The sequence below is a fragment of the Streptomyces sp. NPDC096310 genome (genome assembly GCF_044763125.1).
Classification (GTDB): domain Bacteria; phylum Actinomycetota; class Actinomycetes; order Streptomycetales; family Streptomycetaceae; genus Streptomyces.
In genome coordinates this window covers 141,949-155,724 of sequence record NZ_JBIWFO010000017.1, presented here as the reverse complement: position 1 = coordinate 155,724, position 13,776 = coordinate 141,949, and the positions used below count along the sequence as shown (strand labels likewise).

Genomic DNA, 13,776 nt, shown 5'->3' with positions numbered 1-13,776 from the left:
CCACGCTCGTCACCACGGGGGGCGCCTGCCATGCTCGTCACCATGGAGTCGAACGGGACCCGGATCGAACCGGCGAGGACGGCGGACGTCCACCAGGTGCTCGCCGACCATCCCCGCTACTGGGGTGAGCGCGATCTCCGGTCGCTGCACCTGCTCGCACTGGTACGGGAGTTCGGCCCGACCTGTCTGGTGGCGCGCGCCGAGGACGGCATCCGCGGCTATCTCCTCGGGTTCGTCACACCGACGGGCACGGGGTACGTCCATCTCGTCGCCACCCGGGACGACGCACGGGGCGCCGGCCTCGGGCGACGGCTGTACGGGGCGTTCGCCGAGGCCGCGCGGGGGCAGGGCGCGCGGCGGCTCAAGGCGATCACCTCCGTGGGGAACACCGGCTCCATCGCCTTCCACCGCCGTCTCGGTTTCACCGTGGGGATCGTCGACGACCATGACGGGCCTGGGCGGCCCATGGCGGTCTTCCACCGCGTCCTGCCGGTCGCCGGCCCGGACGCCTGACCTCTTTCCTCCCTCCCCTCCCCCGCACTCCTCCGCACTTCCCCTCCCCCTCCTCCCAGCCCGGTAAGTACGGCCTTCCTTGCTGGCGGGAGCGGTTTTCCGTGCGTATTTTCGAAGCATTGGGAGGTGTGGACCGGTCCGCGGACGGGCCGGGATCCGCCCCCGTGAAGGGGAGAAGCATGTCCATCATCGAAACCGAGGCCACACTCCACGAGGCCCACCGTGACAATCACACGCACCGCGATGTGAACGGCGGCTGGCTGCGTCCCGCGGTGTTCGGCGCGATGGACGGGCTGGTCTCCAACCTGGCGCTGATGACCGGGGTCGCCGGCGGCGCCGTCTCACAGCAGACGATCGTGATCACCGGGCTGGCCGGGCTCGCCGCGGGCGCCTTCTCCATGGCCGCGGGCGAGTACACCTCCGTGGCCTCCCAGCGGGAGCTGGTGATGGCCGAACTCGACGTCGAGCGGCGGGAGTTGCGTAAGCATCCGGCGGACGAGCTGGCCGAGCTGGCCGCGCTCTACGTCTCCCGGGGCGTGCAGCCGGACCTGGCCCTTGAGGTGGCCACCCAGCTCTCGCACGACCCCGAGCAGGCGCTGGAGATCCATGCCCGCGAGGAACTGGGCATCGACCCCGACGACCTCCCGTCGCCGCTGGTCGCCGCCGTGTCGTCGTTCGGCTCCTTCGCGCTGGGCGCGCTGCTGCCCGTCCTGCCGTATCTGCTCGGCGCCACCGTGCTCTGGCCCGCGGTGCTGCTCGCCCTCACCGGACTCTTCGCCTGTGGCGCGCTGGTGGCCCGGGTGACCGCGCGGAGCTGGTGGTACAGCGGGCTGCGGCAGCTCGTCCTCGGCGGTACGGCGGCGGCGCTCACCTACGGACTCGGCGTGCTGTTCGGCGCCGCGCTCTGACCCGCCCGCCGCGCAGCCCCGTAACGCTCACCCGGTAACCTCCGCCCCGTACATTCCCGGTACGCGCCGTACATACGTACGACACATGGCGCGGCCGAAAACTTTCCCCCGCCCGGCCCGGCGCGGCGGGGGAAAACGTCCCCCCTGTGACCTACGTCCCTGGGCATTCCGGCCATGCGGATGCGACACTATGCCTGGCGCCACATATGTAGCCGTAACCCGGCGGTTTCGAGTCGTTCATCACCGGGCATGAGCCGTAGGCGCCGCAGGCAATGAAGCCAGCTCCGCCCCAGCCGAACGGACGACGATCCGTCCGTCTGCGCCCCCCATTCACCGCTATGAGCGGTGTCCACATGCTGGAACGCGCTATCCGCTTCCCGAGAAGCTTTCCATCATGTAACCTGCACGAAATTTCTTGGAGGGCCAGCGTCGTCCCTCGGTAATCGCATATGCCAAGCCGATACACACGACGACGGGAGAGCCGATGCGTTCCGACGCCTGGTCGCCCATGGACGGTCGCCCCGCCCCGCAAGGGATGTACGACCCCCGTAACGAGCACGACGCCTGTGGCGTCGGCTTTGTGGCCACCCTCACCGGTGTTGCCAGCCATGAGCTGGTGGAGCAGGCGCTGACCGTACTGCGCAATCTCGAACATCGCGGAGCCACCGGCTCCGAGCCCGACTCCGGCGACGGCGCGGGCATCCTGCTCCAGGTGCCGGACGCCTTCCTCCGCGAGGTCGCGGGTTTCGAGCTGCCCGAGGCCGGCTCGTACGCCGTCGGCATCGGCTTCCTGCCCGCCGACGACGCCACGGACGCCGTCTCACGGATCGAGACGATCGCCGCCGAGGAGGGCCTGAACGTCCTCGGCTGGCGCGAGGTCCCCGTCGCCCCCGAGCTGCTCGGCTCCACCGCCCGCGCGACGATGCCGGCCTTCCGCCAGCTCTTCGTCGCGGACGGCACCAGCACCGGCATCGCCCTGGACCGCAAGGCCTTCCTGCTGCGCAAGCGTGCCGAGCGTGAGGCCGGGGTCTACTTCCCCTCCCTCTCCGCCCGGACCGTCGTCTACAAGGGCATGCTCACCACGGGCCAGCTCGAACCGTTCTTCCCCGACCTCTCGGACCGCCGGTTCGCGACCGCCGTGGCGCTCGTCCACTCCCGGTTCTCCACCAACACCTTCCCGAGCTGGCCGCTCGCCCACCCGTACCGCTTCGTCGCGCACAACGGTGAGATCAACACGGTCAAGGGCAACCGCAACTGGATGCGCGCCCGCGAGTCCCAGCTCGCCTCCGACCTCTTCGGCGCGGACACGGCGGAGAAGCTGGAGCGGATCTTCCCCGTCTGTACGCCCGACGCCTCCGACTCCGCCTCCTTCGACGAGGTCCTGGAGCTGATCCACCTCGGCGGCCGGTCGCTGCCGCACTCCGTGCTGATGATGGTCCCCGAGGCGTGGGAGAACCACGACTCGATGGACGCCGACCGGCGCGCGTTCTACCAGTTCCACGCCACGATGATGGAGCCGTGGGACGGCCCCGCCTGCGTCACCTTCACCGACGGCACCCAGGTCGGCGCCGTACTCGACCGCAACGGACTGCGCCCCGGGCGCTACTGGGTGACCGACGAAGGACTCGTCGTCCTCTCCTCCGAGGTCGGCGTCCTCGACATCGACCCGGCGAAGGTCGTCCGCAAGGGCCGCCTCCAGCCCGGCCGGATGTTCCTCGTCGACACCGCCGAGCACCGCATCATCGAGGACGACGAGATCAAGGCGTCCCTCGCCGCCGAGCAGCCCTACAAGGAGTGGCTGGAGACCGGCGAGATCGAGCTGTCCGACCTCCCCGGGCGCGAGCACATCGTGCACACGCACGCCTCGGTCACCCGCCGCCAGCAGACCTTCGGCTACACCGAGGAAGAACTGCGCGTCCTGCTCGCACCCATGGCCCGCGCGGGCGCCGAGCCCATCGGCTCCATGGGGACCGACTCGCCGATCGCCGCGCTCTCCGCCCGGCCCCGGCTGCTGTTCGACTACTTCACCCAGCTCTTCGCGCAGGTCACCAACCCGCCGCTGGACGCCATCCGCGAGGAACTGGTCACCTCGCTGCGCTCCTCGCTCGGCCCGCAGGGCAACCTGCTGGAGCCGACCGCCGCGTCCTGCCGCAGCGTCACCCTGCCCTTCCCGGTGATCGACAACGACGAGCTGGCCAAGCTCGTCCACATAAACGCGGACGGCGACATGCCGGGCATGAAGGCCGCCACGCTCTCCGGTCTCTACCGGGTCAGCGGCGGCGGCGACGCCCTCGCCGCCCGCATAGAGGAGATCTGCGCCGAGACCGACGCCGCCATCGAGAGCGGCGCCCGGAACATCGTGCTCTCCGACCGGCACTCCGACGCCGAGCACGCCCCGATCCCCTCGCTGCTGCTCACCGCGGCCGTCCACCACCACCTCATCCGTACCAAGCAGCGCACCCAGGTGGGGCTGCTGGTCGAGGCCGGCGACGTCCGCGAGGTGCACCATGTCGCGCTGCTCATCGGCTTCGGCGCCGCCGCCGTCAACCCGTACCTCGCCATGGAGTCCGTCGAGGACCTGGTCCGCGCCGGCACGTTCATCGAGGGCCTGACGGCCGAGCAGGCGATCCGCAACCTGATCTACGCATTGGGCAAGGGCGTTCTCAAGGTGATGTCCAAGATGGGCATCTCCACCGTCGCCTCCTACCGCGGCGCCCAGGTCTTCGAGGCCGTCGGCCTCGACCAGGTGTTCGTCGACAAGTACTTCAACGGCACGGCCACCAAGATCGGCGGCGCCGGTCTCGACATCGTCGCCCAGGAGGTCGCCGCCCGGCACGCCAAGGGCTACCCCGCCTCCGGGATCTCCGCGAGCCACCGCAAGCTGGAGATCGGCGGCGAGTACCAGTGGCGCCGCGAGGGCGAGCCGCACCTGTTCGACCCGGAGACGGTCTTCCGCCTCCAGCACGCCACGCGCACCCGCCGCTACGACATCTTCAAGCAGTACACGGGCCGCGTGAACGAGCAGTCCGAGCGGCTGATGACGCTGCGCGGCCTGTTCAACTTCAGCTCGGGACGCGCCCCCGTGCCGCTGGACGAGGTCGAGCCCGCCTCCGAGATCGTCAAGCGCTTCTCCACCGGCGCCATGTCGTACGGCTCCATCTCCCAGGAAGCCCACGAGACCATGGCCATCGCCATGAACCAGCTCGGCGGCAAGTCCAACACCGGCGAGGGCGGCGAGGACGCGGAGCGGCTGTACGACCCGGCCCGCCGCTCCTCCATCAAGCAGGTCGCCTCCGGCCGCTTCGGCGTCACCAGCGAATACCTGGTCAACGCCGACGACATCCAGATCAAGATGGCCCAGGGCGCCAAGCCCGGCGAGGGCGGCCAGCTCCCCGGCCACAAGGTCTACCCGTGGGTCGCCAAGACCCGGCACTCCACCCCCGGCGTCGGCCTGATCTCCCCGCCGCCGCACCACGACATCTACTCCATCGAGGACCTCGCCCAGCTCATCCACGACCTGAAGAACGCCAGCCCGCAGGCCCGCATCCACGTGAAGCTGGTCTCCGAGGTCGGCGTCGGCACCGTCGCCGCCGGTGTCTCCAAGGCACACGCCGACGTCGTGCTGATCTCCGGCCACGACGGCGGTACGGGCGCCTCCCCGCTCACCTCGCTCAAGCACGCGGGCGGCCCCTGGGAGCTGGGCCTCGCCGAGACCCAGCAGACGCTGCTGCTCAACGGCCTGCGCGACCGTATCGTCGTACAGACCGACGGTCAGCTCAAGACGGGCCGTGACGTCGTCATCGCCGCGCTGCTCGGCGCCGAGGAGTACGGTTTCGCGACCGCGCCGCTCGTCGTCTCCGGCTGCGTCATGATGCGCGTCTGTCACCTGGACACCTGTCCGGTCGGCATCGCCACCCAGAACCCGGTGCTGCGCGAGCGCTTCTCCGGCAAGGCCGAGTACATCGTCAACTTCTTCCAGTTCATCGCCGAAGAGGTCCGCGAACTCCTCGCCGAGCTGGGCTTCCGCAGCCTCGAAGAGGCCGTGGGCCACGCCGAACTCCTCGACACCGAGCGCGCCGTCGACCACTGGAAGGCCCAGGGCCTCGACCTCGCGCCGCTCTTCCACGTCCCGGAGCTGCCCGAGGACGCCCCGCGCCACCAGGTCGTCGAGCAGGACCACGGCCTGGAGAAGGCCCTCGACAACGAGCTGATCAAGCTCGCCGCCGACGCCCTCGGCGCCGACAGCGCCGAGGCTGCCCAGCCCGTCCGCGCCCAGGTCGCCATCCGCAACATCAACCGGACCGTGGGCACCATGCTCGGCCACCGGGTGACCAAGAAGTTCGGCGGCGCGGGACTGCCGGATGACACCATCGACATCACCTTCACCGGCTCCGCGGGCCAGTCCTTCGGCGCCTTCCTGCCGCGCGGTGTCACGCTGCGCCTGGAGGGCGACGCCAACGACTACGTCGGCAAGGGCCTCTCCGGCGGCCGGGTCGTCGTACGCCCCGACCGCGGCGCCGACCACCTCGCCGAGTACTCGACCATCGCCGGCAACACCATCGGCTACGGCGCCACCGGCGGCGAGCTGTTCCTGCGCGGCCGCACCGGCGAGCGCTTCTGCGTCCGTAACTCCGGTGCCACGGTCGTCTCCGAGGGCGTCGGCGACCACGGCTGCGAGTACATGACCGGCGGCCACGCCGTCGTCCTCGGCGAGACCGGTCGCAACTTCGCGGCCGGCATGTCCGGCGGTGTCGCGTACGTCATCGACCTCGACCCGGACAACGTCAACGCCGGGAACCTCGCGGCCGTCGAACCCCTCGACGACAGCGACAAGCAGTGGCTGCACGACGTGGTGCGCCGCCACCAGGAGGAGACGGGCTCCACCGTCGCCGGGAAGCTGCTGGCCGAGTGGGAGACCGCCGCCGACCGCTTCAGCAAGATCATCCCGACCACTTACAAGGCAGTGCTCGCCGCCAAGGACGCCGCCGAGCTGGCAGGTCTCTCCGAGACCGAGACCACCGAGAAGATGATGGAGGCGGCGACCAATGGCTGACCCGAAGGGCTTCCTCACCACCGGGCGCGAAGTCGCCACGTCCCGCCCCGTCGAGGAGCGCGTCAAGGACTGGAACGAGGTCTACGTTCCGGGCTCGCTGCTCCCCATCATCAGCAAGCAGGCCGGGCGCTGCATGGACTGCGGCATCCCGTTCTGCCACAACGGCTGTCCGCTCGGGAACCTGATCCCCGAGTGGAACGACTACGCCTACCGCGAGGACTGGACGGCGGCGAGCGAGCGTCTGCACGCCACCAACAACTTCCCGGAGTTCACCGGACGGCTCTGCCCGGCGCCCTGCGAGTCCGCCTGCGTCCTCGCGATCAACCAGCCGGCCGTCACCATCAAGAACGTCGAAGTCTCCATCATCGACAAGGCGTGGGACAGCGGCGACGTCACCCCGCAGCCCCCCGAGCGGCTCTCCGGCAAGACCGTCGCCGTCATCGGCTCGGGCCCGGCCGGCCTCGCGGCGGCCCAGCAGCTCACCCGGGCCGGTCACACGGTCGTGGTGTACGAGCGCGCCGACCGCATCGGCGGGCTGCTGCGCTACGGCATCCCCGAGTTCAAGATGGAGAAGTCGCACATCAACCGCCGTATCGAGCAGATGCGCGCGGAGGGCACCAAGTTCCGTACCGAGACGGAGATCGGCCGGGACATCACCGCGTCGACCCTGCGCAAGCGGTACGACTCGGTGGTCATCGCGGCGGGCGCCACCGTCTCGCGTGACCTGCCCGTACCGGGCCGCGACCTCAAGGGCATCCACTTCGCGATGGAGTACCTGCCCCTGTCCAACAAGGTGCAGGAGGGCGACCTGACGGTCTCCCCGATCAGCGCCGAGGGCAAGCACGTCGTGGTCATCGGCGGCGGCGACACCGGCGCGGACTGCGTCGGTACGGCGCACCGCCAGGGCGCCGCCTCCGTCACCCAGTTGGAGATCATGCCGCAGCCCGGCGCCGAGCGCGCCGCGCACCAGCCCTGGCCGACCTTCCCCATGCTCTACAAGGTCACCTCCGCGCACGAGGAGGGCGGCGAGCGGCTCTACTCCGTCTCCACCACCCACTTCGAGGGCGACGAGGACGGCAACGTCCAGTCCCTGCACCTGATCGAGGTGGAGTTCAAGGACGGCAAGCTGGAGCAGAAGGCGGGCACGGAGCGCGTGATCCCCGCCCAGCTCGTCACCCTCGCGATGGGCTTCACCGGCACCGACCAGCAGAACGGCCTGGTCGAGCAGTTCGGCCTGGAGCTGGACGAGCGCGGCAACATCGCGCGTGACGCGCAGTACGCGACCAACGTGCCCGGCGTGTACGTCGCGGGCGACGCGGGCCGCGGCCAGTCCCTGATCGTCTGGGCGATCGCCGAGGGCCGCTCGGCCGCGGCGGGCGTCGACCGCCACCTCACCGGGGCCAGCGACCTCCCCGCCCCGATCCGCCCGACGGACCGGGCGCTGATGGCCTGATCTGTACCATCCAAGAGACTCCCGTACAACGGCGTACGGGCGGTGTCGGCCCGGGGAGCGTCTCCCGGGCCCTCCCGCAAGACGCGGCGCCTGCCTCCAGTCCCCGACCGGACCCATGGCAGGCGCCGTGGCGTGCGTGGGGACCGGATCGTCCGAACCAGTGGGAGAATCAGGGGAATTCAGCCCCGCAACCGACCGCAGAGGACGCGTATGGTCACCGCTCCCGGTTCCGCCCCTTCCGTTCCTTCCGGCCTTTCCGGCCTCTCCGACCCTTCCGGCCCGGGGATCAGCCTGCGGAAGATCGAGGAGACGGCCCCCGCGCTGGTCAGCCTCTACAAGAGCGCGAAGATCTCGCTGGAGAAGAACGGACTGGGCGGGGAGCGCGCCGCCGTCTATCTCGTCCTCGACCACTCGGGCTCGATGCGGGAGTACTACCGGGACGGCACGGTCCAGGCCCTCGCGGACCGGGTGCTGGGGCTCTCGGCGAACCTGGACGACGACGGGATCGTCCCGGTCGTCATCTTCTCGACGGACATCGACGCGGAGACGGAGATCTCCCTGGCCGGTCACGAGGACCGTATCGCCAAGATCGTCTCCTCCCTGGGTCACATGGGGAAGACCAGCTACCACCTGGCGATGGACGCCGTGATCGACCACTACCTGGACAGCGGCTCGACCGCCCCGGCCCTGGTCGTCTTCCAGACGGACGGCGGTCCGATCAGCAGGCCGGCGGCCGAACGCTACCTCTGCAAGGCCGCCGAACTGCCGCTGTTCTGGCAGTTCATCGGCTTCGGCGACCCGGACAGCCGCCAGTTCGACTTCCTCCGCAAGCTCGACGAACTCCCGGTCCCGCAGAAGCGCGCCGTCGACAACGCGGGCTTCTTCCACGCGGGCCGGGACCCGCGCGAGATCCCGGACGGTGAGCTGTACGACCGGCTGACCGCCGAGTTCCCGCACTGGCTGGCGGCCGCACGGGCACAGGGCATCGTCCCGTGACCCTCCGCGTCCTGCGCGCCGGGAGCCGCGCCGCCGTGCCGTGGCGCAACGGCGGCGGCGTCACCCGCGAGATCGCCTCCTGGCCCGAGAACGCCGGTACGGCCGGATTCGACTGGCGGATCAGCCTCGCGGAGGTCGCCGGGGACGGCCCGTTCTCCGTCTTCCCCGGCGTCGACCGGATCCTGACCATGGTCGAGGGCGCGGGGATGGACCTCACGGTCGGCGGGCGGCGCCGACGGGTGGACGAGCGGTACGCCCCGGCGTCCTTCCCCGGCGACCTGCCGACCGGCTGCCTCCTCCTGGCCGGCCCGGTCGTCAACCTCAACGTCATGTACGGCAGGAACCGTACGGCCGCGGAGGTCGCCGTCGTGCGGGGCACCCTCCCCGTACCCGCGGCGGACGGCGGGACCGTGGTGGCCGTGGCCGTGGCCCTGGAGACACCGGTGGTCCTGGAGCCGGCGGCGACCCGGGGCGGTACCCCGCTCGACCGCTATGACGCGGCGGTCCTGATGCCCGGATCCGGCCCGATGACCCTCCACGGCGAGGGGCACACAGCGCTCGTCACGCTCCGGGCCGTCCCGCTCGCCCGGTCGTGCTGAGGGGGCCGGTCTCCTCACCCGTCTCCAGCGCGAGCGCCCCGCTCGGGCAGATGTGCACGGCCTCCCTGACCCTGTCGAGGTCGTCCGCCCCCACCTCCTCGGCCAGGACGACCACCGTGCCGTCGTCCTCGCTCTGGTCGAACAGCTCCGGCGCGGTGAGAACGCACTGACCTGCGCCCACACAGCGCGCACGGTCCGCGACGATCCGTGGTGCGGTACTCATGACGATGCTCCTTCTCACCAGCTGACCGGCATCTCGTAGACGCCGTAGACCGTGCTGTCGTCCTTGAACGGCAGCTTCTCGACGGGCGCCGCGAGCTTCAGCCCCGGGACCCGCCGGAACAGGGTGTCGAAGACGATCTGCAACTCCATCCTGGCCAGGTTCTGCCCCAGGCACTGGTGCGCGCCGAAGCCGAAGGCGAGATGGTTACGGGCGCCACGCTCGATGTCCAGCTCGTCCGGGCGCGGGTAGACCGCAGGATCGTGGTTGCCCGCGTTGCTGAGGACGAGGACACCTTCGCCCGCCCGGATGAGCACCCCGCCCAGCTCCACGTCCGCCGTGGCCACGCGGGACACCGCGGCGTCGGCGATGGTGAACGAGCGCAGCATCTCCTCCACGGCCGCCGGGGTCCGCGCCGGGTCCGCGCGCAGCGCCGCCAGCTCGTCCGGGTGCTCCAGCAGCGCCAGGGTGCCCAGCGAGATCATGTTCGCGGTGGTCTCGTGACCCGCGATGAGCAGCAGGAACGCCAGACCGATCAGGTCCTCACGGTCGTACGAGCCCGCCTCGCGCTGCTTGACGATCTGCCGCCCGAGCAGATCGTCGGTCGGCTCCCGCTCCTTGTCCGCGATCAGAGACCCCAGATACCCGCGCAGCCCGTCCAACGCGTGGGCCTTCTTCTCGTACGACTCGGTGCGGCTGATCAGCCGGGACGAGTGGTGCTGGAAGAACTCGTGATCCGCGTACGGGACCCCCAGCTGCTCGCAGATCACCAGCGAGGGCACCGGCAGGGACAGCGCCGTCACCAGATCCGCCGGGCGGGGGCCGGCCAGCATGGCGTCCAGGCACTCGTCCACGATCTGCTGGATCCGCGGCTGGAGCCCCCGCATCCGCCGTACGGTGAACTCGCCCAGCACGGTACGCCGCGCCGTACCGTGCTCGGGCGCGTCCATGCCGATCATCGTGGGCCTGGTCCCGGCGGCCAGCTTCTGCGCCGACGGGCTGAGAGCGGGGAAGCCGGGCGCCGTCCGGTCCGAACTGAACCGGGGATCGGCCAGCACCGTACGGATGTCCTCGTGCCGGGTGATGGCCCACGCGGTGGCTCCGGAGGGCAGGGAGACCCGCGCGACCGGAGTCTTCTCGCGCAGCCGCCCGTACTCGGCGGGCGGGGCATAGGGGCAGGTGCGGAGGAGAGGCATGTTCACGTCGGACCGGTCGGTCACGTCGGACCGGTCGGTGACATCGGGGGGCTTGCTCATCGGATCACTCCATTCCGGGCAGTGGAGCCAAAGCGGGATCACCTGTGCGCACTCTCGACGCTAACTAAGTGGAGGTTTTTCGTCCATATGAGGAGTGGCAGAATCGGCCATCCCCGTACAGGAGAGGCGGTGACATGACGCAGGACCCCGCAAGACCCCTGCGGGCCGACGCCCGGCGCAACCGCGACCAGATCCTCGCGGCGGCCAAGCGGGTGTTCGGGGCCCAGGGCCCCGACGTGCCGATGGAGGAGATCGCCCGCCAGGCGGGCGTCGGTACGGGCACGCTCTACCGGCGCTTCCCCGACCGGACCTCACTCATCCTGGCGGTCGCGCACGACAGCTACGCCCAGGTCATCACCGGCGCCCGGGCCGCCCTCGCCGAGGAGTCCAGCGCCTGGAACGCCCTGGTGAGGCTGCTCCGTACATCACGCGAACTCCAGTTGAGTGTGCAGCTCACGATCCTCTCCCCGCTGGTGTCACGCGCCGTCGTGGCGGACCCGGAAGCCGCCGAATTCCGGCGTGAACTGCTCGCGATCCTGGACGAGGTGGTGCGCGCCGCCCAGCAGGAGGGAACACTGCGCCCGGACGTCGGGACCGGCGACGTGGCCGCGCTGCTGTCGCTGCTGCTGCGCCCGATGCGCGCCGTGTCCGACGCGGCGTCCTGGCAGATCTCGGAGCGGGCGATGGCCCTGCTGCTGGACTCCCTGCGCGCCCCGGCCGGCTCGACGCTCCCGGGCGGACCCCTGACCCTGGACACCCTGAAAGAGGGCCTCGGTGCGGACCCGCACTGACGGGCGCACCGGGGCGGGGGAGCGTGAGGACGGGCGGGGTCGCCCCCTCTCAGGAATCGGACCATCCCGGCAGGGCGGCCATGAAGTGCGTCACACCGGTGCGGGCCGAGCGATGTCCGCCGACCGGCGCGGGTGACGGCAACGGCCCACCGCCGGCGGCCGATCCGACGGGTGTCCTCGCGCGGGGCCGGGCGGAGTGTCGCCCGGACGATCAGGGGGAGACTTAGGCCACCCTTCCCTGCGGCCGGGTGCGCCTGGTAAGGGTGGTGGTGTTCCGTCCGCACATCGGAAGTCTCGCCATGAACCAGGACAACGCCCACGAACTCACCCCCTTCATGATCGACCTGACCTTCGAGGAGGCTCGGCGACGTACCGAGGTCATGGCCGCGCTCGGCCCCGACTGGGACCCGGTGGCCGCCCTCCAGGGCGAGGACGAGGCGTACGCCCTGCTCTACTCGGGTCTGGACGCCGAGCAGCAGCGCACCTACGACATGCTGGTGGCGGCCGGCATCCTGCCAGGAGAGGACCCGGGCCGTGCGGCTGCCCATTGATCCGCAGGCGGACCCCGCCCGCCGCGCCTGGGTGGCCTGCCCCGTCTGCGACGACGCCCGCCACTGCGCGACCTGCGCGGACCGGCGCAACTGTGGCGAGCACTGGCGCTACCTGATCTCCAACAGCGGACCGGTCGTCCACCTCCAGTGCCCGCGCTGCACGCACATGTGGTCATGGAACACCCGCCCCGGTGTCTCCCGCCCCGGCGGCGGCTCCTGCGCCTGACCGAACCATCGGTAAATGGCGACAGAAGATGTCGGGTATTCCCGATTGGCTGGCCCCATGACATTCACCTGGGCCGATTTCGCCTCGGCGGAGCCGCGCTTCGCCGAGGCCGTTCGGTGGCGGTTCGAGAAGTACTCCCACCATGTGCTCGCCACCCTCAGAAAAGACGGCTCCCCCCGCGTCACCGGGCTCGAAGTCACCTTCCGGTGGGGGGAGTTGTGGCTCGGGATGATGCCTCATTCGCGGAAGGCGCGGGATCTTGAGCGCGATCCGCGATTCGCCGTGCACGCGAATCCGGGGCCGGATGACCGAATGGCGGACGGGGACATCAGGATCGGCGGGCGCGCGGTGGAGGTGCGGGACGAGGCGGTACGGGCGCGGTTCGCCGTCGATCAGTCGCCGCCGGAGCCGTTCCTGCTCTTCCGGGTCAGCCCCGAGGAGGTCGTGGAGACCACCGTCGACGGCTCTGACCTGGTCATACGGGTCTGGCGGCAGGGGAGCCCGGTCCGCACCCTGCGGCGCGGCCCCGGTGAAGGACCGCCCCGCGAGGATCCTCGTGACGATCACCGCGTGGATCACCGCGAAGAGGGCTGAGAAGAGGGCCGAGAAGGGGTGTGCGGGGACCGGTGGCGGAAGATCGCGAGGGTGTGAGGTGTCCCTCTCGATCTCCGCCGCCGGGGCGTGCTAGGCTGACTGCGTTGCAGTTTTGGTACCCATGAACTTTATGTGCGCCTGACGGGAATGTTCCTCAGGCGCATTATTGTTTTTGCCGGCTTCTCCGGATGGGGCTCAATGCGGCGACGAGGAATCCGTAAAGTGCGGATTTCCGGCTCTGCACCTGTTTTAGGAGAATGACATGGCTACTGGCACCGTGAAGTGGTTCAACTCGGAAAAGGGCTTCGGCTTCATCGAGCAGGACGGCGGCGGCGCCGACGTCTTCGCCCACTACTCGAACATCGCCACCTCGGGCTTCCGTGAGCTCCAGGAGGGCCAGAAGGTCTCGTTCGACGTCACGCAGGGCCAGAAGGGCCCGCAGGCGGAGAACATCGTCCCGGCCTGAATCCGGACGTTGCACCTCGCAGCCGGGGCTCGCACCTGCACGGTGCGGGCCCCGGCTCGCGCTGTCCTCAGGCCCAAGGCCCAGGCCGTCCTCAGGCCCAGGAAGGCTAGGGCCTTCCGTTTGGATCTTGCTGGGCTCGCGTGCCTGGCA

13 protein-coding genes are annotated in these 13,776 nt (G+C 70.3%); 11 read left to right on the top strand and 2 right to left on the bottom strand.

Annotated elements, in window-relative coordinates; all coding sequences use genetic code 11:
- Nucleotides 1-42 precede the first annotated feature (42 nt).
- The 6 genes from ACIQ7D_RS26950 to ACIQ7D_RS26925 all read left to right on the top strand — a co-directional run bounded on the left by ACIQ7D_RS26950 (nt 43) and on the right by ACIQ7D_RS26925 (nt 9,522).
- Complete coding sequence (locus ACIQ7D_RS26950; protein ID WP_403941658.1) at nt 43-513, top strand: GNAT family N-acetyltransferase; 471 nt, start codon at nt 43-45, stop codon at nt 511-513.
- Nucleotides 514-692: 179 nt separating this feature from the next.
- On the top strand, nt 693-1,421 hold the full coding sequence (locus tag ACIQ7D_RS26945) for a VIT1/CCC1 transporter family protein (protein WP_403941657.1): 729 nt from the start codon (nt 693-695) through the stop codon (nt 1,419-1,421).
- A 484-nt stretch (nt 1,422-1,905) separates the two neighbouring features.
- A complete protein-coding gene (gene gltB / locus ACIQ7D_RS26940; RefSeq protein ID WP_403941655.1) occupies nt 1,906-6,474 on the top strand; it encodes a glutamate synthase large subunit in 4,569 nt (1,522 codons plus the stop codon).
- Nucleotides 6,467-7,927 carry a glutamate synthase subunit beta gene (locus ACIQ7D_RS26935; protein WP_403941653.1) on the top strand — a complete coding sequence of 487 codons (1,461 nt, stop codon included), beginning with the start codon at nt 6,467-6,469 and terminating at the stop codon, nt 7,925-7,927. The genes gltB and ACIQ7D_RS26935 overlap by 8 nt, the downstream gene beginning before the upstream one ends.
- Before the next feature lie 210 nt (nt 7,928-8,137).
- On the top strand, nt 8,138-8,923 hold the full coding sequence (locus ACIQ7D_RS26930; RefSeq protein WP_403941651.1) for a vWA domain-containing protein: 786 nt from the start codon (nt 8,138-8,140) through the stop codon (nt 8,921-8,923).
- Nucleotides 8,920-9,522 (top strand): HutD family protein, encoded by a 603-nt coding sequence (locus ACIQ7D_RS26925; protein WP_403941649.1) that lies wholly within the window; start codon nt 8,920-8,922, stop codon nt 9,520-9,522. Before ACIQ7D_RS26930 ends, ACIQ7D_RS26925 begins: the two co-directional genes overlap by 4 nt.
- On the opposite strand, the gene ACIQ7D_RS26920 is transcribed toward ACIQ7D_RS26925, so the two are convergent.
- Both ACIQ7D_RS26920 and ACIQ7D_RS26915 read right to left on the bottom strand, forming a co-directional pair.
- Nucleotides 9,485-9,745: a ferredoxin gene (locus ACIQ7D_RS26920; protein WP_403941647.1), complete on the bottom strand. Its 261-nt coding sequence runs from the start codon at nt 9,743-9,745 to the stop codon at nt 9,485-9,487. The genes ACIQ7D_RS26925 and ACIQ7D_RS26920 overlap by 38 nt on opposite strands.
- Nucleotides 9,746-9,759: 14 nt before the next feature.
- Complete coding sequence (locus tag ACIQ7D_RS26915; protein WP_403941645.1) at nt 9,760-10,998, bottom strand: cytochrome P450; 1,239 nt, start codon at nt 10,996-10,998, stop codon at nt 9,760-9,762.
- Nucleotides 10,999-11,132: 134 nt separating this feature from the next.
- Here ACIQ7D_RS26915 and ACIQ7D_RS26910 point away from each other — a divergent pair, with 134 nt between their 5' ends.
- From ACIQ7D_RS26910 to ACIQ7D_RS26890, 5 genes are all read left to right on the top strand, one after another.
- Nucleotides 11,133-11,789, top strand: coding sequence for a TetR/AcrR family transcriptional regulator (locus ACIQ7D_RS26910; RefSeq protein WP_403941643.1), 657 nt, complete (start codon nt 11,133-11,135; stop codon nt 11,787-11,789).
- 299 nt (nt 11,790-12,088) lie between these two features.
- The gene (locus ACIQ7D_RS26905; protein WP_403941641.1) at nt 12,089-12,340 is read left to right on the top strand and encodes a DUF6400 family protein; all 252 of its coding nucleotides are present in this window, start codon (nt 12,089-12,091) and stop codon (nt 12,338-12,340) included.
- The gene (locus tag ACIQ7D_RS26900; RefSeq protein ID WP_403941639.1) at nt 12,324-12,566 is read left to right on the top strand and encodes a hypothetical protein; all 243 of its coding nucleotides are present in this window, start codon (nt 12,324-12,326) and stop codon (nt 12,564-12,566) included. Before ACIQ7D_RS26905 ends, ACIQ7D_RS26900 begins: the two co-directional genes overlap by 17 nt.
- Nucleotides 12,567-12,623: 57 nt before the next feature.
- Nucleotides 12,624-13,160: a pyridoxamine 5'-phosphate oxidase family protein gene (locus ACIQ7D_RS26895; RefSeq protein ID WP_403941637.1), complete on the top strand. Its 537-nt coding sequence runs from the start codon at nt 12,624-12,626 to the stop codon at nt 13,158-13,160.
- Between the two features lie 262 nt (nt 13,161-13,422).
- Nucleotides 13,423-13,626, top strand: coding sequence for a cold-shock protein (locus ACIQ7D_RS26890; RefSeq protein WP_003969786.1), 204 nt, complete (start codon nt 13,423-13,425; stop codon nt 13,624-13,626).
- Nucleotides 13,627-13,776: the final 150 nt, after the last annotated feature.

Excerpts from the sequence above, each read along its gene's own strand:
- ACIQ7D_RS26945 (WP_403941657.1), top strand. The coding sequence starts at position 693 with ATGTCCATCATCGAAACCGAGGCCACACTCCACGAGGCCCACCGTGAC.
- ACIQ7D_RS26905 (WP_403941641.1), top strand. The coding sequence starts at position 12,089 with ATGAACCAGGACAACGCCCACGAACTCACCCCCTTCATGATCGACCTG.
- ACIQ7D_RS26935 (WP_403941653.1), top strand. The coding sequence starts at position 6,467 with ATGGCTGACCCGAAGGGCTTCCTCACCACCGGGCGCGAAGTCGCCACG.
- ACIQ7D_RS26895 (WP_403941637.1), top strand. The coding sequence starts at position 12,624 with ATGACATTCACCTGGGCCGATTTCGCCTCGGCGGAGCCGCGCTTCGCC.
- ACIQ7D_RS26920 (WP_403941647.1), bottom strand. The coding sequence starts at position 9,745 with ATGAGTACCGCACCACGGATCGTCGCGGACCGTGCGCGCTGTGTGGGC.
- ACIQ7D_RS26950 (WP_403941658.1), top strand. The coding sequence starts at position 43 with ATGGAGTCGAACGGGACCCGGATCGAACCGGCGAGGACGGCGGACGTC.
- ACIQ7D_RS26910 (WP_403941643.1), top strand. The coding sequence starts at position 11,133 with ATGACGCAGGACCCCGCAAGACCCCTGCGGGCCGACGCCCGGCGCAAC.
- ACIQ7D_RS26890 (WP_003969786.1), top strand. The coding sequence starts at position 13,423 with ATGGCTACTGGCACCGTGAAGTGGTTCAACTCGGAAAAGGGCTTCGGC.
- ACIQ7D_RS26915 (WP_403941645.1), bottom strand. The coding sequence starts at position 10,998 with ATGAGCAAGCCCCCCGATGTCACCGACCGGTCCGACGTGACCGACCGG.
- gltB (WP_403941655.1), top strand. The coding sequence starts at position 1,906 with ATGCGTTCCGACGCCTGGTCGCCCATGGACGGTCGCCCCGCCCCGCAA.
- ACIQ7D_RS26930 (WP_403941651.1), top strand. The coding sequence starts at position 8,138 with ATGGTCACCGCTCCCGGTTCCGCCCCTTCCGTTCCTTCCGGCCTTTCC.